This window comes from Veillonella parvula DSM 2008, assembly GCF_000024945.1.
In the GTDB taxonomy this organism is placed as follows: Bacteria; Bacillota; Negativicutes; order Veillonellales; family Veillonellaceae; genus Veillonella; species Veillonella parvula.
This window is the reverse complement of sequence record NC_013520.1, coordinates 312198-330696: the sequence shown is the minus strand read 5'-3', so window position 1 is coordinate 330696 and position 18499 is coordinate 312198. Positions and strand designations below refer to the sequence as shown.

19 protein-coding genes are annotated in these 18499 nt (G+C 37.4%); 6 read left to right on the top strand and 13 right to left on the bottom strand.

The genetic code is table 11. From position 1 onward, the window contains the following. Positions 1–99: 99 nt before the first annotated feature. A complete protein-coding gene (locus VPAR_RS01255) occupies positions 100–663 on the top strand; it encodes a TetR/AcrR family transcriptional regulator (protein ID WP_008603003.1) in 564 nt (187 codons plus the stop codon). 14 nt (positions 664–677) lie between these two features. Here VPAR_RS01255 and VPAR_RS01250 read toward each other — a convergent pair whose 3' ends face one another. Beyond that, positions 678–1628: a 2-hydroxyacid dehydrogenase gene (locus tag VPAR_RS01250; protein WP_012863833.1), complete on the bottom strand. Its 951-nt coding sequence runs from the start codon at positions 1626–1628 to the stop codon at positions 678–680. Between the two features lie 299 nt (positions 1629–1927). Between VPAR_RS01250 and alr the strand changes: the two genes are divergently transcribed. Beyond that, the gene (alr, locus tag VPAR_RS01245; protein ID WP_004697849.1) at positions 1928–3040 is read left to right on the top strand and encodes an alanine racemase; all 1113 of its coding nucleotides are present in this window, start codon (positions 1928–1930) and stop codon (positions 3038–3040) included. Between the two features lie 404 nt (positions 3041–3444). Here the strand turns inward: alr and VPAR_RS01240 are convergent, their stop codons facing one another. From VPAR_RS01240 to VPAR_RS01230, 3 genes are all read right to left on the bottom strand, one after another. After that, positions 3445–3723 (bottom strand): PepSY domain-containing protein, encoded by a 279-nt coding sequence (locus VPAR_RS01240; RefSeq protein ID WP_042466672.1) that lies wholly within the window; start codon positions 3721–3723, stop codon positions 3445–3447. 158 nt (positions 3724–3881) lie between these two features. Then, positions 3882–4502, bottom strand: coding sequence for a hypothetical protein (locus tag VPAR_RS01235; RefSeq protein ID WP_012863832.1), 621 nt, complete (start codon positions 4500–4502; stop codon positions 3882–3884). Positions 4503–5018: 516 nt separating this feature from the next. Further along, entirely contained in the window at positions 5019–5582 is a 564-nt protein-coding gene (locus VPAR_RS01230) for a PepSY domain-containing protein (RefSeq protein ID WP_012863831.1), read from the bottom strand. A 160-nt stretch (positions 5583–5742) separates the two neighbouring features. Between VPAR_RS01230 and fliB the strand changes: the two genes are divergently transcribed. Further along, the gene (fliB, locus tag VPAR_RS01225; RefSeq protein ID WP_012863830.1) at positions 5743–6651 is read left to right on the top strand and encodes a flagellin lysine-N-methylase; all 909 of its coding nucleotides are present in this window, start codon (positions 5743–5745) and stop codon (positions 6649–6651) included. A 51-nt stretch (positions 6652–6702) separates the two neighbouring features. On the opposite strand, the gene VPAR_RS01220 is transcribed toward fliB, so the two are convergent. The 5 genes from VPAR_RS01220 to VPAR_RS01200 all read right to left on the bottom strand — a co-directional run bounded on the left by VPAR_RS01220 (position 6703) and on the right by VPAR_RS01200 (position 10727). After that, the gene (locus VPAR_RS01220; RefSeq protein WP_012863829.1) at positions 6703–7266 is read right to left on the bottom strand and encodes a hypothetical protein; all 564 of its coding nucleotides are present in this window, start codon (positions 7264–7266) and stop codon (positions 6703–6705) included. A 72-nt stretch (positions 7267–7338) separates the two neighbouring features. Then, positions 7339–8022, bottom strand: a complete 684-nt coding sequence (locus VPAR_RS01215; protein WP_012863828.1) for a hypothetical protein — start codon at positions 8020–8022, stop codon at positions 7339–7341. Between the two features lie 237 nt (positions 8023–8259). Next, positions 8260–8931, bottom strand: coding sequence for a hypothetical protein (locus VPAR_RS01210; protein WP_012863827.1), 672 nt, complete (start codon positions 8929–8931; stop codon positions 8260–8262). 48 nt (positions 8932–8979) lie between these two features. Continuing rightward, on the bottom strand, positions 8980–9549 hold the full coding sequence (locus VPAR_RS01205) for a hypothetical protein (protein WP_012863826.1): 570 nt from the start codon (positions 9547–9549) through the stop codon (positions 8980–8982). Between the two features lie 263 nt (positions 9550–9812). Continuing rightward, a complete protein-coding gene (locus VPAR_RS01200; protein WP_012863825.1) occupies positions 9813–10727 on the bottom strand; it encodes a metal ABC transporter substrate-binding protein in 915 nt (304 codons plus the stop codon). A gap of 147 nt (positions 10728–10874) precedes the next feature. On the opposite strand from VPAR_RS01200, the gene VPAR_RS01195 reads away from it, so the two are divergent. The 3 genes from VPAR_RS01195 to VPAR_RS01185 all read left to right on the top strand — a co-directional run bounded on the left by VPAR_RS01195 (position 10875) and on the right by VPAR_RS01185 (position 13053). Then, positions 10875–11648 (top strand): metal ABC transporter ATP-binding protein, encoded by a 774-nt coding sequence (locus VPAR_RS01195; protein ID WP_012863824.1) that lies wholly within the window; start codon positions 10875–10877, stop codon positions 11646–11648. Further along, complete coding sequence (locus VPAR_RS01190) at positions 11641–12459, top strand: metal ABC transporter permease (RefSeq protein ID WP_012863823.1); 819 nt, start codon at positions 11641–11643, stop codon at positions 12457–12459. Before VPAR_RS01195 ends, VPAR_RS01190 begins: the two co-directional genes overlap by 8 nt. A 186-nt stretch (positions 12460–12645) precedes the next feature. Further along, a complete protein-coding gene (locus VPAR_RS01185) occupies positions 12646–13053 on the top strand; it encodes a Fur family transcriptional regulator (protein ID WP_012863822.1) in 408 nt (135 codons plus the stop codon). A 105-nt stretch (positions 13054–13158) separates the two neighbouring features. On the opposite strand, the gene VPAR_RS01180 is transcribed toward VPAR_RS01185, so the two are convergent. From VPAR_RS01180 to VPAR_RS01165, 4 genes are all read right to left on the bottom strand, one after another. Continuing rightward, positions 13159–14271: an anaerobic C4-dicarboxylate transporter gene (locus VPAR_RS01180; RefSeq protein WP_012863821.1), complete on the bottom strand. Its 1113-nt coding sequence runs from the start codon at positions 14269–14271 to the stop codon at positions 13159–13161. A gap of 227 nt (positions 14272–14498) precedes the next feature. Further along, entirely contained in the window at positions 14499–15887 is a 1389-nt protein-coding gene (gene bioA, locus VPAR_RS01175) for an adenosylmethionine--8-amino-7-oxononanoate transaminase (protein WP_008603034.1), read from the bottom strand. Positions 15888–16088: 201 nt separating this feature from the next. Beyond that, positions 16089–16841 (bottom strand): dethiobiotin synthase, encoded by a 753-nt coding sequence (gene bioD, locus VPAR_RS01170; protein WP_008603035.1) that lies wholly within the window; start codon positions 16839–16841, stop codon positions 16089–16091. A gap of 861 nt (positions 16842–17702) precedes the next feature. Next, complete coding sequence (locus VPAR_RS01165; RefSeq protein WP_012863820.1) at positions 17703–18248, bottom strand: beta-class carbonic anhydrase; 546 nt, start codon at positions 18246–18248, stop codon at positions 17703–17705. Positions 18249–18499: the final 251 nt, after the last annotated feature.

Genomic DNA, 18499 nt, shown 5'->3' with positions numbered 1-18499 from the left:
TGTATCAACCTATGGTATTAATACAATATATAAAACAGCGTATATGTTCATTATGGAACATATACGCTATTCTGTACTTAAAGAATGACAGGAGTTATTATGGATCGTAGACAGAAAAAAACTCGTAAAGCCATATTTATAGCTTTTAACAAATTATTATCTAATAAGGCGTATGACAAAATCACCGTTCAAGAAATCATTAGTGCCGCAGACATTGGCCGCACCACCTTTTATGCTCATTTCGACACAAAAGAAGCATTGCTAGAAGCACTCTGCGAAGACTTATTTTTACATATAAAAGATAGTATTAATCACTTACCGCATGCTCATGGGCTGTATCAACAAAGTATTTACCCTGTCTCAGTATTTGGTCATTTATTACAACATTTACAGCAAAATGAAAATAAAATCCTCGAACTACTAGCTAGTGATAATAACGAAATCTTTTTGCGCTATTTCAGGGATCATCTAAATGAGTTGGTACAAGGATATTTTATCAACCAAGACCGTAAAGCAAATACAAATCTACCGGATGACTTTATTATTAATCATATTTCAGGTAGCTTTGTGGAAATGGTGTTATGGTGGGTAAAAAACGGCATGAAAGAATCGCCTACAGAATTAGACAATTACTTCCATGCCGTTATAGAACCTATTATATAATTATTTAAAATTTATCAAGATACAACATTGATTGGTTCCCCCTTAAAGAAGGCTTGTACATTATCTCGAATAATGCCTACCAAGCGTTGACGTGTTTCAAGGCCTTTCCAACCCATGTGCGGAGTAATGATGACGTTATCTAGTGTATAGAGAGGACTATCCTCTGCAGGAGGCTCTACCTCCTGTACATCAAGACCGGCTCCAACAATGCGTTTAGCGGCTAATGCTTCACAAAGGTCCCTTTCATTAATAAGAGGTCCACGACCCGTATTCACAATGACCGCATTAGGTTTCATCTTACCGATTGTTTCTTTATTAATAAGATGTTTAGTTTGGTCATTTAGCGGGCAATGTAAGGAAATATAGTCACTATTAGCTAGCAATTCATCAAGGCTCACATAACGAATGCCATCACCATCAGCCTTTGGTGTACGTGTATGCACTAAGATGTTCATGCCTAGCGCTTTTGCAACTTTGATGACTTCCATACCGATGTGACCAGCTCCGACAACACCTAAGGTTTTACCATTCACTTCTGTATGGCTCACTTGAAGGTATTTCGTGAAATTGCTGCGATTACCTTTAGCCAGCATACCAATTTGTTGCTGCATGGTAGATGCAAAATTGAGGATCATCATGATCACCGTATGTGCTACACGCTCTGTGCTATACGCAGGAATATTGCACACAGTGATGCCCTTTTTCTTTGCTGCGTCAAGGTCAATATTATTATAGCCAGTACCTGCTTCTACGATAAGCTCTACAGTATCAGGAAATTGTGAAAGCAGATCGGCACTTACAGGCAATTCTTTTGTAACCACAACACGAGCACCTTGAATCCGTTCAATAAGCTCAGCATTCGTACTATCTTCGTAGACCTGCACATCATTAGATAATATGGAGAAATCCAATGCATGGTCATAATTCATTTTGCCTGCATTTACCACTACTACACGTTCGCTCATGAGAACCTCCTAAATTGAATAGCTTTAAATATATGTAATACTACTTCTATATAAATTATACTATTATTTATATAAATTTATACTAAAATAACTTCTATTATATATCAACTACCTATACCAATTAATATACTTTCACAACTAATTAGTATACTTTCACAATTATTGTATATAATATATGTATAAATCCTATAAAATTCAAAGTAAAACTCATTTTTCTGTATATAACTTTCACAAAAGTATTGTGTAATTCCCCAAAAGTTATAAAATAAAAGTAATGTTATATAGAATTGAGGAATACAATGAGACCTACCTATTTGACCATAAACACAAGTCTCGTTCGCGAGAATTTGCGTAAAATTAAAGATAGTTTACCTGAATGGAGTACGTCTACAGCTGTCATCAAGGCCAATGGCTACGGCCACGGCAGTGTTATGATGGGGCGTATTGCCGTGGAGGAAGGTTACGAATCCTTAGCCGTTGCTATTCCAGAGGAGTCCGTACCACTTCGCAATGCAGGTATTATGGTACCTATTTATTTATTAGGACTCACAAGGCCACAATCCTTTGAACTTGTGGCAGACACTAATTCGATTCCTGCCGTTTGTGAATCTACCGACTTGGAATCACTCAATAAAGTAGCCGATAATCACGACATGATTATTCGCGTTGCTGTTGCCGTTGATACAGGCATGCATCGCATCGGTATCAAGCCTGAGGATGCCATTGAGTTTATCAAACGCATTGAGTCCTACGAAAATTTGGAAATAGACGGATTCTTCTCTCACATGAGCAATGCTGATGCGGCGGATCAATCACACGCCCATAGCCAAACGCAAAAATTTCATCGCATGGTAGATGAAATACGAGCATTCCGTCCAGAAGCAGATTACCGTTTCTCCCTCGCCAACAGTGCAGGTCTTTTATCTGTCAAAGATAGTCTATTCACAGATGCTCGTCCTGGTATTATTCAATACGGTATCATGCCATCTCTTGATGTGCCAAATCGATTGGGCTTAAAACCTGTTTTATCTTTCCATAGTGAAGTTGTTCATGTACAACATATCCCTGCTGGCGAAGGCATTGGATATGGATCTACCTATATCACAACTGAACCAATGACAATTGCTACTATCCCTGTAGGCTATGCGGATGGCTACCCTCGTAGTTTATCCAATCGGGGCACCGTACTGATTCATGGCACTCGTTGTCCCGTAGTAGGTCGTATTTGTATGGATCAATTCATGGTTTCTGTTCCGGATACAATCACGGTAAAGCCTGGCGATAAGGTGGTGCTTCTAGGGTCTCAAGGTCATGAAAGCATTTCTGCTTTAGAAATTGCAGCCCTTGCTTCCACAATTCCTTATGAGATCTTTTGTGGATTCTCAGAGCGCGTACCACGACAATATATTTAACCTATGTAAAATAAAGAAAGCCCGTATCACATGTAGAATTCTACATGTGATACGGGCTTTCTTGCTCTCCTATACCTAGCGTGCTGTAAAGCAGTTACGTTCTTATTGTGAGAGAGAGTATATATACCAAGTATATAATCTTATGATTCGGAGGGAACCACAATTCATAAGGGGCCCTCTGAACGATAGATGGCATAGGAGAGAGTCAATGTTTATCTATCCAATCCAGAGGGCTGTGTGTAATTGTTTATTGTGTGTGTTGTTTATTGTGTGTGTTTTTGTGTGTTTTTGTGTGTTGTGTATGTGTGTGTAAGTGTATTTATGTTATGTGTGTATAGTTTTGAGTGCTTAGTGTTCGTTTTTGAAAGGGTTTGCTTTACAGCGCTATAGAATAGGAGATCAACTTATTTTGCTACCGTCCCTGTTTTAGCATCCAATACAACGGATATCGGTTTATTTTGTGCATCATGGAATTCTATGGTATATAGTGGTTTACCATTTTGATTAGCAAGAGACCACGCATTAATACCAGTCACTACCTTGCCAGACTGTACGAAAGCTGCATTAATTGCCACATGTGGAGGTATTACTGTTCCAGCATCAATAGCACTAGCTTCCATAGATGCATCATATGCTTTAGGAGTACCATCCGTTACATTACCAGTAGCCACATCTAGAGTCATAGAATGAGCACCACTAGTATTAAAACCAGCTACTTCATAGATGGCAGTTTTACCTTGAGTTTTGAAGGATACATTAGTGATTTTGGAGTTTCCAAATTTACTTTCGAATTGGTCAATTAAATAATTAGCACCAACTACGAAAATACTATTTTGGTCTACTACGCCTTCTTGCTGATTGGTTGTGCTAGGTTGTGATTTTCTACTTTTAGAGTTTTTTTTTCCTCTTTAGTAGGCTCTTCTTTATCAGCTTTTTTTTCGTCTTTCACAACTTTTACTTTAGGCGCTTTGTCTACTGCAGCTTTTTTAGTATTTTTAACTTCTTTATCATGCTTTGCTACAGATTCTGATTTTTTATCGCCACCGCGTACTACTCTTGTTTCACTAGGAGCTTTAGCTACAGATGCAGTTTCAATAGTAGGAACTGCTGCTGCAGGATTTTCTGTACTAGGTACTACAGTTTCTTGAGCTACTGGTGTTTTAACATCTTGTGTAGCTGTTGGAACTGGTGTAGTATTACGAACTGCGGTACCTACTTGATTACCGTCTGCTACAGGAGCTACCGGAGTTTTAGGTGCAACTGCAGTAGTAGCCACATCTGGAGCCACCGCTACAGTAGGAACTACTGGATCAGTAACTGGTTGTGCTGGAGTCGCTGCACTCGCTGTTTCTTGTGTAACAGGCATTGGAGTTACTGGTTCAGCTGCTGTTACAGCTACAGTGGCACCAAATACGCCAGCCACTGCTAAAGCAATACTACTTTTTAAAATAGATTTTTTCATCTTGTCCTCCTTATTAATTCATTTACATGCAACTTTACGCATGTATATTTCCAGTCAACTCAATATCATCATGTAAGTTCCAAAACATATATCTAGCATGGACTTGTAGATATATAGTTTGGAAATTTCAGATATAGTTGAGTTTGTCTTTCGACTGGTACACATACTATCGATAGTCTATGAAGTCAAAATGTAGAAGAACCATTAAATGCTTATTTTATAGTGAGTTTAGAATGAATTTATATATAATTCCTATGAAATCCTATGGGATTTACTTTATACTTAAAAATTCCATGAATAACATGTCAAAAGCCGTTTACCCCATATATAAGGGATAAACGGCTTTCAAAATACACGTATTGATATCTAAAAATTCACATTCATGAGCAAACTTTCACAAAAAATACTTCAATACTAGTTATTTTTTTAAGAAAAACAGTATTAATGTATTTAATTATTATATTCAGAATAAAATAACTAAGCACTATTAAGATATAATAACTAGTCAATCATATATTAGTCGTCAAATTTAACAGATAGCAATTTACCGTTCATTGCATCCATACGTACATGTACCTCTTTATTATCTTCTGTACCAAAGCTAACTTTGTACACGATTTTACCTTTATCATAGCGCACAGCCCATTCGTTGAGACTCACAGCTTTGCCTTTTGTTTGGGCATAAGCAAAGTTCACCACTGCTGCAGGAGGTAAAATTTCTCGTGGATCAAAAGATTTTTTCTTTAACGATTTATGGAAGTCCCCTTCGCGTTTTTCAAAGATTTGATTAGTAGCATAGATATACGTTAACTCATATTTGCCAGTTTCATCAAAACCTTCTACATCATACTTAATTTGACCTCCATCCGCATCAAAGGCGATTTCCGTAATTCCAGCATTTGGATGATTTTGGATAAAGGCATTTAATAAACCATTAGCACCTACAATTGCCGCATGGTTGCCATCAACAACTGCCACAGTTGGCTCTACAGCTACTAAAGGGGCTGCACTTGCATTTGGCATGCCAAATGCCGCTGCCAAGGCCAATACAAGGCTACCTTTTACAAAAAATGATCTCATTGGTTCCTCCATATCTCAAACAGTTATCATAACAATATATATACAATTATACACTAAATCAACACGGTTTATAATCTTTATTTATATAATTAGTGCATGTACCTGCACCCTATGATACAATGCACATAGATTCATTTTTGTAACTACATGTGAGCTAACTATGATTTCAATTTACCCCACTATATATCACGAATTTCAATGCAAGGCCAATCGATGCGAAAATACATGTTGTCAGCTGTGGACCATCGATATAGATGAACATACTGCTGAACGTTATCATTCCATGACAGGTTCTCTTGGTGAAAGTTTACAACAAGCCATCACGGTTGATGACGAAGGTAGTCATTTCGTATTTTCCAAAACACAACCTATGTGCCCCTTACTCAATGAAAATGGACTGTGTAAGGTTGTACTCGAATTGGGCGAAGAAGGACTTTGCGACACCTGCCATATGCATCCGCGCTTTTATAAATATATTGAAGACTTAGAGCTATGTGGAGTCGGTTTATCTTGTGAAGCCTCTGTTGAGTTATTAGCCCAAAATAAAACGGTAGACTCCCTCCTCTTTACAATTGAGGATGACGATAACGAATTTACTTCTGAGGAGCGATTAACACTTCAGAATGTATTTGAATTATTGGCCCTTGATCTAGATTCTAATCTATTCCAATATGCGCCAAATCCCACAAAACAGTCTTTCAAAGAATTATTAGACCTATATAAAAAAACGGAACCCATCGATGAAAATTGGACTGCACAGGTTAATACATTATCTAGTAAACTAGACCAACTCGCCGCATCCGTACAGACCTATATACAGCAAGAGGATATGAGCCTATTTAACAAAGTGTACCAATATATATTGTATCGCCAAATTGATATGCTATCAGACCATTCCTTGGAATCTATCTTAGCTTATGCAAAGGATGGTACTGACTATATACTTATGGCTAGCGCCTTAGAGGGGCAGCCCTTAAAGCAAATTGCAAGATGGTCACAACAAATCGAATACGACGAAGATAATGTGGCGCTATTATTACAATACTATGAAGCCCAACTTATAGAGTGAAAAAAACCGCAAGAATTTTATCTTGCGGTTTTTAGGTCTTATCACAATACATCATTTGATTAGGGTGTGAACAAAGCGGATCCATTGAGGTAATATGGAGACAGATAATAATGCTACAATAAATACAGCATAATATTGACTAAACATCGTAATAAGATACGCCATATCTCCAACATATTTTTGAAGGGATAGCGAGAAGAAAATAATCCCTAGTATATGAACTAATACTAAGACAACCGTGCGAAGTGCATTTGTATAAGCTATGCCATATATATAATTGCGCAGCACGCCGCTATACGTACCATGTCCACCCACTAAAATAAGTAAGCGCCATATGACGAATGAACCGATGATAATTTGAAAAATCAAGAATGTAGAACTTGCTAGAGTGCTAACTAAATCAAAATGAGTTAACCCAGTAATCCGTTTAATCCCAAGCAATGGAGATATAACTTTTACCATAAACGGTAAGCTATAGGTCATTATATATAATACAATAGTAGATACAACTAGATTCAGAATGGCTCTCGTATGAGATCCGTAATTGATAATATTTTGAAATGATTGTTCGCTAAGTTTGGTAAATAAATGTAATATATCCTTATACCATGTCATAAATGCTCCTTTTAGTTTAAAACTAGTAAAAAAGGACGAGTCATAGCTCATCCTAGATATATCATATGTATTTTATCGAGTCAACATATAAACCCATTCAAACACGTGTGCTACCAAAAGAGCAATCAACATTAGAATCAGACCTTCATAAGGGGTCCCATTAATACATGCTCCCGCAATACGTCCCATAGTTTGTAACAATAATACGGTACTTAAAATACATAGCACAATCATACAGAAGCCAATGATCGCTTGCAGTATTAATGGTACCGAAGTTAGAATCAGCATAATCCCTGCTGTAAAAGTAATCAGTGCCACAACAAGTTGAGCAAATGACATGATATGCAAAATACCGGTTGTAACAGTTCGAACATAGAATTTACGCTGTTGAGCAACCGCATAGACTATAATGATACATGCCATGAGAATTACTTTTCCGATTACCCATGCAAAGCGACCTATATTCCAAAATTCTCTAGGACTACCCATCTGTTCCAAAAAAAGTTGTATTTCATGTTGACCGACTGGAAGAGATAGCGATTCCCACCTTACCAATAACGAAGAATTACGTATAAACGCACGTATAGCATCTAAATATACGCCTTCACCTACAATAGTAAATTGATAGCATATAAGTGTTAATAGCAACATTCCTATGAGTTGCCCATAGGCAATATCAAAGTGATACATACGAGGATTATTCTCTTCAATAGGGTTTAATAAACGATAGATAAACTGCATTAAACCTACCATCATAAGTATCACCACCTTTTACACAATATACATACATAACATTCAAGTTTAAATACTATAACATACAACACACCAAAAGGAACTATAAAAAATAGTTCTTTTTCATTTTCCGTTCATCATTATAGCACAAAAGAGCCTATAAAAGAATGTGGTTTTACCATATTCTAATTGCGATTCCTTTAAAATATAAAAAAGGGGCTGTTTTGTTACAGCCCCTTTCATATTTTTCATGTTATGTAATTATCTGGAAGTAGCAAGTGCTATCATGCCAATCAAGATACCTAAAACGATTATGGGAATTAAACTCGTAATAATAGAAATGCCAAAAGTTGCTAAACGGGATTTATTAATTTGGCAACTTAACAATGTTAAACATATCCAGAATGTATAGACTGCAAAAGCTATCGTTGCGAATATAATAATAATTATCCATACGATACTACCTACTGTAGAATCAGGATTAGATCCTAGTAGCAACAAAAATGGCAATGATAGTAATAGAAAGCCAATGAAATATACTAGACCCATAATCTGATTATAAGCTTGTTCATACCACATGATCTTTAACACAGACTCATATGTAGTATTCGCATCAAATTTATTGGCGACCCAAGAAAAAATAGCAGAATAAATAGCAATACCAATAAAAGCAAATAGCAAGCCAACCGCTAGGCCTAATATGCCGACCCCAGAAAGAGCAGCCGCACCAGTAAGTGCAACATTAAGTTTATCTACAAATATCATACCCACAAGAGCAGGTAGAATATTTGAAAATACGAATGACATTAATGCCAAAGCTGCTGTAGCATAGAACCCTTTTCGACAAGATCCATGTTCTACGATCTGTGGAATACCACGTTTAAAGGGAGCTACCATAAGCTGCCAAATATCTGAATACCATTTTGTTTCCATAAAACCTCCAAAACACCTATATTTTTCTAATCGTAACACAAACTATATTTAAACCGTCATGGACAACATTATACCTCCCACACCAAAGATGAAGGATACTATGTAAAAAGAAATACCCGTTATCCAAGGATTTAGGCCAAATTGCTTAGACATGAGTTGTGCCATAATAAAAACATTAACTAGTTCCATGGTTCTTAATCCACCCGAACCACCACGAATACGTAAATCTAAGAAAAGATAAACAGGTGCCGCAATAAGTACAAAAATTAAATGAATCCAACTAGCAATACAGCTATTCAAAAGTAAGTCTGCCACTAGTTGCTTATAGGTAACCTGCCCCTTAAAAACTTTAAAAATACCATATAAAATACCAGAAGTTACAAGAACAAAGGCTACAATTCCAAGTATATATCCAATAATAGGAAGCGCCTCTAGCTCTACAGGACCTATGATCTCCCAAATAAAAGTTTTAAAAAAAGGACTCTTTGGAAAAATCAACATTAATACGTATAAACCTAAGTCAGTTATAATTAATGATCCCACAGCAAGTAGTAACATATTTTTTATGGTCACTAAATGCATCCATTTTTCTATATATAAACCAAACAAACCATTCATAATACTATACCTTATAACTTTTCACTTTTAATTAATTGATTCCCTTCAAAATAATAATCATGGTCAAGACCTTTCATCAGCAACCCCTGATTTATTAATGATAACCATATCAAGTCTCCTTTTTATTTAATCTGATAATATATTATACTATATAATCTAACTTTGAAGATAATATATTATACTATATAATCTAACTTTGAAGATATTATTTTAGCCTATTATAACGCAAAAAAGCAGCCCTTAGGGCTGCTCTTTCGTTTATCTTATTGCAAAGATGCTGCAATTTTTGTAAGGTTTTCATCCATACGTTCTAAGTATGTTTTATTATCTTCGTTACTTTCGATAGTGTAAATTGTTTCTACCTTAGCTCCTACTTCTTGTGCCAAAGTTTTGGATACTTCTGGGCTAGCCATTTCTTCTGCAAAGATAGTAGTAATATGGTTTTCTTTAGCGTATTCGATGAGTTTAGCCAATTGTGCTGCATTAGGTTCACCTTCAGCAAATACATCTTCCACACTATTTTGTTCTAAACCAAAGTCACGGCATAGGTACGCAAACGCTGCATGGCCTGTAACAAAGTTTTTATGAGGAGCTTTAGCGAATTGCTCTTCATATTTTTTAATCATTGCATCTAATTTAGCAATGTATTCAGTATAATTCTTTTCATAATAATCCTTGTTTGCTGGATCAACTTTTACAAGGGCATCCTTGATATTTTTCACTTCAATTTTAGCATTTTTCAAAGATAACCATGCATGAGGATCTTCTGCACCATGTTCTTTAATTTCTTCTGGGTCAGTATTTTTAATAGCTTCAACACCTTCAGTAGCTACAACAGATACGAGTTTATCATTTTTAGCTGCTTCGATAGCTTGTTTTGCCCAAGGCTCCATACCAAAACCGTTATATACAAATACTTGAGCTGTTGCCAATTGTTTCATATTTTCAGGTTTCAACTCGAAATCATGTGGTTCCACGCCATCTGGTATAATAGTAGATACCTCTACCTTGTCACCACCAATAGCCTTTGTAAACTCAGCCATTGCATTAAAGCTTGTTACCACTTGGATTTTTTTACCTGCTTGCTCCTTCTGTGCATTCGGTGCATCGTTGCCACAACCTGCAAATAAAGCAGCCATCATAATACCTACAACTAACAAAATCAGTTTCTTGATCATCGTAGTCCTCCTTTGTAAAATCCTGATCGCTATGCCAATACAGAATATATTCCATTCTTTAGTTGCAGTTGCGACTCAGTTGCATTTGTAATATAGTTATAGTATAAACTTACTTAGAATTTTGTCAATCAGAAATGTGGTTTTCATATGTTATCAATAGAACATCTTTATTTTTCCTATCAAGGTCAACCTCCTTATGTGTTGAACGACCTTAATCTACATATTCACAGCGGTGATTATATATCCATCGTAGGAGACAATGGGTCTGGTAAAAGTACCTTGCTCCGCCTCATTTTAGGATTTCTTACACCTGTAAAAGGTGCTATCAAGCGAAGCACCAATAATATTCGGTATGTGTCTCAAAAAAATGACTTCTCTCACGCAGGCTTTCCTATTACGGTAAAAGAAATCCTCGATTCCTACCGAAAACTTTTAAAGATTAAGGATAAGCAGGAAGTCAATCGCGTATTAGAGCTTACCCATATGACGGAATTTAAAGACCGTCTCATCAGTAAACTTTCAGGTGGACAAGCTCAGCGTGTATCTATCGCCCGTGCCCTCATCGGTAAGCCAGATCTTATCATTCTCGATGAGCCTTCAACGGGTATCGACAGAAAAAGCCAAGAGGGCATCTATGCTCTACTTCGCAATTTGAACCAAGAGCACCATATTACGATTATCTCTGTTGAGCACAATATCGAAATGGCTCTCGCCAACTCTACCAATATCTACCATATTGCAAATGGTCAAGGTCACCTTTGCTCCCCTGAGCAATATGCTAGTGAAATCATGCACAGTACAGGTCGCAATCCAATAGATCACAAAAACTGCTCCTGTTTCACAAATGTAACAACAGAGGCTCAGGCTCAGGCTCAGGCTCAGGACGATGATACCACAATTGAGGAGGTGCACCATGTTTAATTATGATTTCATGCAAAATGCCTTCTTCGTAGCGATTTGTATTTCTCTTTTATGTCCATGTATTGGTATCTTCATGGTGCTACGCCGTTCCAGTATGATTGGAGACACCATGAGTCATGCATCTCTAGCAGGTATTACGCTAGGTTTATTGACGAATACTAATCCAATTTTAGGGGCTTTTATCTTTACTGCTATCTGCGGTGCACTCATCGAGTTCTTGCGAAAATATTTTTCACACCATCTCGATTTGATTCTTACTATAATCTTATCCCTCAGCATTGGTACAGCTATTACGCTTATTAGCTCAGGCAAACTAAAGGCTAATGCAAATGTATTCTTTTTTGGTAGCATCCTAACGGTAAACGCAACCGATATGATTAGTATTGCTGTGCTTACAGTCTTATCTGTACTCACCTTATATTTCCTATACAACTCACTTCTTTACATCGCCTATGATGAAGAGGCCGCTCGTGTAGCAGGTGTTAAGGTAGATTTTATTAACTATATCTTTGCCATCTTAATGGCTGCGGCCGTATCAATTTCTATTAAAATTGTTGGTGTCCTCGTATTGAGTGCCATGATTGCGTTACCTGTAGCATCTGCATTACAATTAGAAAAAGGATTTAAAATAACTTTATTATGCTCCATTGGATTTAGCTTGCTCGCTATGATCATTGGACTCTTTGGATCCTACTTCCTTAACGTAGCTCCTGGTGGCTTCGTGTCTCTAACATCGGTAGGTATTTTACTAGTAGTATTAGTCATTAAGAATATTCGAGCTATCATACGACGCGTGCAGTTTAGCAAATAAACTAAAACAATCATTAATATGTTTAGATATAAACAACATAGCTAGTTAGAATAATATAATTAATTAAATAAAAAAATACAGCTAACTAAATCCGATAGTATATTTGATATATTATTAGCCATATAAATCATCTAACTATACAAGTGTATAACAGTTTTAGTATTAAAACAGAATCGAAAAAGAGTTATGAATACAACAGCTTGGCCGGAAGGCATAAAAAAGACCAAACAGCGCGAAGCCATTTGGTCTGTATTAACAACTACAGATAAACCTATTACAGCCCTTGAAATCGCAGAACGCTTAGGTAATGGTAGTACTACTTGGATGTCTACTATCTACCGTACACTTGAACTATTAGAAACTAAGGGTATCGTTACACGTACCACGCTCATGGGTAGTGAGATGGCATATTATGAAATTACCCCTCATACACATCGACACTATGCTGTATGTACGAGCTGTGGTGCCATGATACCGCTCCATGCCTGTCCCGTCGTAGAAATGCCACAAGAACTTAACGATGCAGGATTTACTGTAACGGAACATCACCTTGAGATCGCAGGGATTTGTAAGAAGTGCAAAAACAAGAAGTAGAAAATAGACAACTAATGTTTAAACAACAAAAAGGACGCAACTGATAGTTACGTCCTTTTTAGTTTTAAAATATATTTTATATTAACCTTATTTAGCTTTCACCAATTACAGCATCAACGGAGCCACTACGAAACCGAGTGCTACAGAAATGGCGATGGCAAGTACGCCTGGAATAAAGAACGGATGGTTAAATACAAGCTTACCGATTCGCGTAGAGCCCGTATCGTCCATTTGTACAGCCCCCAAAAGTGTTGGATATGTAGGCAATACAAAGAGTGCAGATACAGCTGCAAAGGATGCGATAATAATATAAACGGATCCTGTGTTCTCTGGTGTAATACCGAGAGCTAGAATTACAGCTGGTACCAAAGCTTGCGTAGTTGCCGCTTGACTATACAACAATGTACTTGCAAAGAAGAACGCTACCGCCAATAGGAACGGATATGCTGTTACCATGCTAGAAGCGAGCGCTTTGATTTCAGGGATATGACCTTTTACAAAGGTATCACCCAACCATGCTACGCCTAGTACACAGACACAAGCGGATAAGCCGGATTTGAATGTACTTGTATTAACAAGTTCTGCTGTATCAAGCTTACAGAAGAATGTGATAGCAGCCGCAATAATCATCATAAAGCCGATGATAGCATCATTTCGACCAAAGATAACTGGTTTAATAATACCAATGTTTTTGGAAATTGCTGTTGCGTAGAATACGATACAAATGATACCAATCAAGAAAATCAATACTGAAGTTTTTGCACCAGGTTTTAAGTGGAAATCAGTGCTTTTTTCACGAGGTGGCGCCACGTGACCTGCCGCCAAACGTTCTTGATACACTGGATCAGAAGATAAATCATTATTCGCAAAGGTAGACATGATAAATGCCGTAATCATAACCCCTACAAATGTTGTGGAAATACAGATGGCGAGCAATGTAGGATAGTTAACACCATATGGCTCAAGGAACCCACTCATAGCAACTACTGCTGCCGATACAGGACTCGCTGTGATACCAATTTGGCTTGCTACAACGGCGATAGATAATGGCACAGATGGCTTAATGTTTTCACTTTTCGCCACCTCTACGATTACTGGAATCATAGAGAATGCTGTATGACCAGTACCCGCTAGAATAGTTAAGAAATACGTAACAGTTGGTGCCAAATAGTTGATATGCTTAGGATTTTTACGCAAAATACTTTCAGCAATGCGCACCAAATAAAATAATAACTTGCATAATTACATAAATGTCCATACGATGACCTCCTTTATACATATATAGTATCATAGATATGCTAAATAATCATCGAATTTTGGCAATGTATAGTCTATAGTTTAAAATATGACGAAATTTCGATATGTTATGCAAAAAAACTACACCCCATTGCCTTAAACTACTAACAAAAGACAATAGGTGTAGCTTTTCAATAATTAATTTAGCATTATAAAATAATTGGGCGCATATCTTCAAGTATCCCCTCTTCCTCAGTGGCACGTTGGATACTTTCACCTACAATACGAACCATGTCCTCTAATTGTTCCACAGTCGATGCCAATGGAGGCATAAGGATAACCACGTCGCCAATAGGGCGGCAAATAAGACCTTGTTCACGGGCAAGGATTGCCACCTTAGCACCTACCGCATCATTTGGGCGATACGCTTCGTGGGTGGACACATCTTTTTCAAGTTCAATACCTACGATGAGACCCCGCTGACGAACCTCTTTCACATGCTTCAAAGATTTAATAGGTTCTAAGGCCTTTGTGAAAGCTTCTACTTTAGCAGGCAATTGTTCAATTACCTTTTCATCACGGAATACTTTCAAAGAAGCCAACGCAACGGCACAGGCCAAGGCATTACCAGTATAGGAGTGACCATGATAGAATGTTTTCTTTTCCTCAAAGGTGCCGAGGAATGCATCGAATACGCGTTGTGTAGTCAATGTTGCTGCTAATGGAAGGTACCCACCAGTGATGCCTTTGGATAAGGTCATAAAATCTGGAGATACTCCTTCATGTTCGCAAGCAAAGAATTTGCCAGTTCGGCCAAAGCCAGTAGCTACTTCGTCAACGATGAGGAATACATCGTGTTGTTCTGTTAACTCACGAACCCGTTTCAAATAACCGTGAGGCATTACGAGCATGCCTGCCGCTGCTTGCACCAATGGTTCCATAACAAGAGCTGTAATTTCATCGCCTTCTTCGTTAAGGATGCGTTCCAATTCAGTCAACGACTCTTCAAAAGCTTTATCTCGATCTGCCAAATCTCTATACACACCAGGGCTTGGCAATGTTAATGGTTTAAATAATAGATTATGGAATACTTGGTGAAATAATTGAATACCACCTACGGATACGGTACCTAATGTATCCCCATGATAGCCTGCATTGAGGGCAATGAACTTAGTCTTTTTCGTTTGCCCTACTTGTTGACGGTATTGGTACGCCATTTTAATAGCCACTTCGATAGCTGTACTGCCATCATCAGAGAGGAATACTTTATCTAAGCCTTCTGGAGCAAGCTCTACAAGTTCTTTACACAATTGTGCAGACGGAGGACTTACGAGGCCTAATAACGTGCTATGCGCAATTTTATCGATTTGATCCTTCAATGCTTGGTTCAATACAGGATGGTTGTGACCATGAATATTAACCCACAAAGAGGATACACCATCGTAATACTTTTTACCGTTCTCATCGATGAGGTATACCCCCTCACCGCGTTCAATTACTACTGGTTCTTGTGCTAGCCAATCTTGCATTTGTGTAAATGGATGCCATACAAACTCGTGGTCCCATTGTGCTGCTTGTGAAAGCTGTTTCTCTGCCATTTCGTCACCTCATACTTACTAAGTTTACAAACTATAACTCTCTATCACATATACCTTATATAAACTAAATTAAGTTGCCCAATCTAAGGTATGCTAAATCACAAATTTAATACGTCTCAAAATTACTGTTAATATGTACTCAATATCACTTCTAACATATATTAACTTGCTATAGCTAATATAAAATCAGCCAATTATTATTTATAGACCTAATACCGTGTTCCATAATTCCTTAGAATCAATAAAAGATCGAGCCCAACCAAGTTGAACCTTTTGAATATCCGGACCTTGGTATGGCGGCACTACAGCTACTACAGGAACACCTGTGTAACGCTCCATATCTGCCACATTTGTTTTCAACAAAAACAGATCTACAGCTGTTGTATCATTTACGATAATAGCTTTCACCTCGATACCATGCAACTTAGCATATTCGCAAGTCAAAACGGCGCGATTAATAGATCCAAGACGACCATCTGCTACAACAATAGCTGGTAATTTGATATCTTTCATAAAATCCGTGAAAGTTTTATCTCCATAGAGAGGGGTCGTGATACCGCCTGCACCTTCTACAAAGGTTATGTCATAGCGACTCACTACATCTAATGTATGTTCTACAAGGCCATCATAGTCAATCTCGATACCAGCCAATTCCGCTGCAAGGCGAGGAGAGAAATCACCGGCTATAGCATAAGGATTCACTTCATGACGACGAGATTCAGGAATACCTGCGGAGCGCATCAAATGTGTTGCATCTTTACTCTCAAGGCCAATATTATAATTATCCTCATCCATCGTCACACATTCAGGGAAAGGAACTGCACTAGAAGACACAGGTTTCACCATACCAACAGCAAAGCCATCGTCTACAGCCATCGCCCCCAATAACCCTGTCACAAACGTCTTACCTACATCTGTATCTGTACCAATTATAGAAATACCTAACTGCTTCATACAAAGCTCCTCTCAAGCGAATACTTACTGCCGCATAGGTTAACTAATTTATATGATTAAGTTTACAATCTAATTACAATATACAGCGAAAAGGAATATATAGTCAACCTATTATTACGCTTAAGGTTTACCATAATAGGACTATATGGGGCCCGAATACATTAGTGAGACCCTAGTTAAAAATCACAGAACCTAGCTCATCGCTCCAAAGCGAGCTAAGTCGCTCTTTACTAGGTTCTGTGATTTTTATGGCTGTACTTATGTAATAGTCCCATATAGTCCTACCATCAACCTTAAATGCGAAAATAATAGGTTGGCTATATAGAGAGCAAGAAAAGGGAATGGCTAAGCCGTTCCCTTTCTTTGTTCACTCTTGATGCGACGAAATTACGCTAACTCGTTAATAGACATTCAGATTTGATGGGACTACTTCATAGGTACAGTTGGAAAAAGAACGATAACTTTTTCGTCCCTTACTCATTTGATACAGTGAATTTTGTTTTATTGATTTATGAATAGACTCGATGGGACGAGTTCACAAATACAGTTATAAAAAGAGTGATGACTAACCGATTAGCGACTTAGCTCGCTTTGGAGCGTAGAGGTTAGTCATCACTCTTTTTTACCTAAATGTAGTTATCTAACGGGGCCCATTAATTTCTCTTCCCCCTCTTGATGCGGCGAAATTACGCTAACTCGTTAATGGACATTCAGATTTGATGGGACTAATTCATAGGTACAGTTAGAAAAAGAACGATAACTAACCGATTAGCGACTTAGCTTGCTTTGGAGCGTAGAGGTTAGTTATCGTTCTTTTTCACCTAAATGTACAAATCAACTTGGGCCCCATCAAATCTTAGCCTAAATTTCAAGGTAGCGGAATTCGCCTGTATCAGGATCCATCATGCCTCCATAGAAACCCATTCCTTTTGGAAATAGTGGATGGTGGCGTAGGAAGTTAACTGTATAAATTACATTGTCTTCAGAGATATGGAATCGATCCATCCAGTCGATAAGGCCCGGTTCAATCATGCGAATAGCATCTTCACTGATACCTTTTGCTTTCATAGATTCCATGAATGTAGTAGCAGAAAAATCAATCATACCACAGTTTTCATGACCGATAATTAGCACATCTTCAATTTCCATACCATAGGTAGCAACGAGCAAGCTTTGCACGATGTTATCGATAGGTTGTGTTACACTATTGCCTGCAGTTTTGATGACAATTATCTCGCCTCGATTAAAGCCTAGTGCTTCTTCAAGCATACCTACTAAGCGGGTATCCATACAAGTTACGATGCCTAACTTTTTTGTAGGATGGCTTGTTAGCCCCGCCTTTGGTAGCTCAGGGTGTTGTTTCACATATTCTTTATTGGTTTCAATTATTTTTGTAATATCAATCATAAGGGTCCTCACTTTATATACTCTATTTCCACCTGAAATAGATTCTATTCATTATATACACCTTATTCATCACAAAACAAGTTTAAATTTCAACTTATAAATTATTATTATGAATTTTACGATTATACAAAATCTTTAACTCAATAATATTAACTTTTATCTTATAATTTGTTTTTATTTATATCAATCATATAAAAACTTCAAAAATGCGATGAATATTCTGTATAATTCTGACATATATAGTAGATTTA

Coding starts and splice junctions, on each gene's coding strand:
- VPAR_RS01255 (WP_008603003.1), top strand. CDS start 100: ATGGATCGTAGACAGAAAAAAACTCGTAAAGCCATATTTATAGCTTTT.
- VPAR_RS01250 (WP_012863833.1), bottom strand. CDS start 1,628: ATGAGCGAACGTGTAGTAGTGGTAAATGCAGGCAAAATGAATTATGAC.
- alr (WP_004697849.1), top strand. CDS start 1,928: ATGAGACCTACCTATTTGACCATAAACACAAGTCTCGTTCGCGAGAAT.
- VPAR_RS01240 (WP_042466672.1), bottom strand. CDS start 3,723: ATGACTCTAGATGTGGCTACTGGTAATGTAACGGATGGTACTCCTAAA.
- VPAR_RS01235 (WP_012863832.1), bottom strand. CDS start 4,502: ATGAAAAAATCTATTTTAAAAAGTAGTATTGCTTTAGCAGTGGCTGGC.
- VPAR_RS01230 (WP_012863831.1), bottom strand. CDS start 5,582: ATGAGATCATTTTTTGTAAAAGGTAGCCTTGTATTGGCCTTGGCAGCG.
- fliB (WP_012863830.1), top strand. CDS start 5,743: ATGATTTCAATTTACCCCACTATATATCACGAATTTCAATGCAAGGCC.
- VPAR_RS01220 (WP_012863829.1), bottom strand. CDS start 7,266: ATGACATGGTATAAGGATATATTACATTTATTTACCAAACTTAGCGAA.
- VPAR_RS01215 (WP_012863828.1), bottom strand. CDS start 8,022: ATGATGGTAGGTTTAATGCAGTTTATCTATCGTTTATTAAACCCTATT.
- VPAR_RS01210 (WP_012863827.1), bottom strand. CDS start 8,931: ATGGAAACAAAATGGTATTCAGATATTTGGCAGCTTATGGTAGCTCCC.
- VPAR_RS01205 (WP_012863826.1), bottom strand. CDS start 9,549: ATGAATGGTTTGTTTGGTTTATATATAGAAAAATGGATGCATTTAGTG.
- VPAR_RS01200 (WP_012863825.1), bottom strand. CDS start 10,727: ATGATCAAGAAACTGATTTTGTTAGTTGTAGGTATTATGATGGCTGCT.
- VPAR_RS01195 (WP_012863824.1), top strand. CDS start 10,875: ATGTTATCAATAGAACATCTTTATTTTTCCTATCAAGGTCAACCTCCT.
- VPAR_RS01190 (WP_012863823.1), top strand. CDS start 11,641: ATGTTTAATTATGATTTCATGCAAAATGCCTTCTTCGTAGCGATTTGT.
- VPAR_RS01185 (WP_012863822.1), top strand. CDS start 12,646: ATGAATACAACAGCTTGGCCGGAAGGCATAAAAAAGACCAAACAGCGC.
- bioA (WP_008603034.1), bottom strand. CDS start 15,887: ATGGCAGAGAAACAGCTTTCACAAGCAGCACAATGGGACCACGAGTTT.
- bioD (WP_008603035.1), bottom strand. CDS start 16,841: ATGAAGCAGTTAGGTATTTCTATAATTGGTACAGATACAGATGTAGGT.
- VPAR_RS01165 (WP_012863820.1), bottom strand. CDS start 18,248: ATGATTGATATTACAAAAATAATTGAAACCAATAAAGAATATGTGAAA.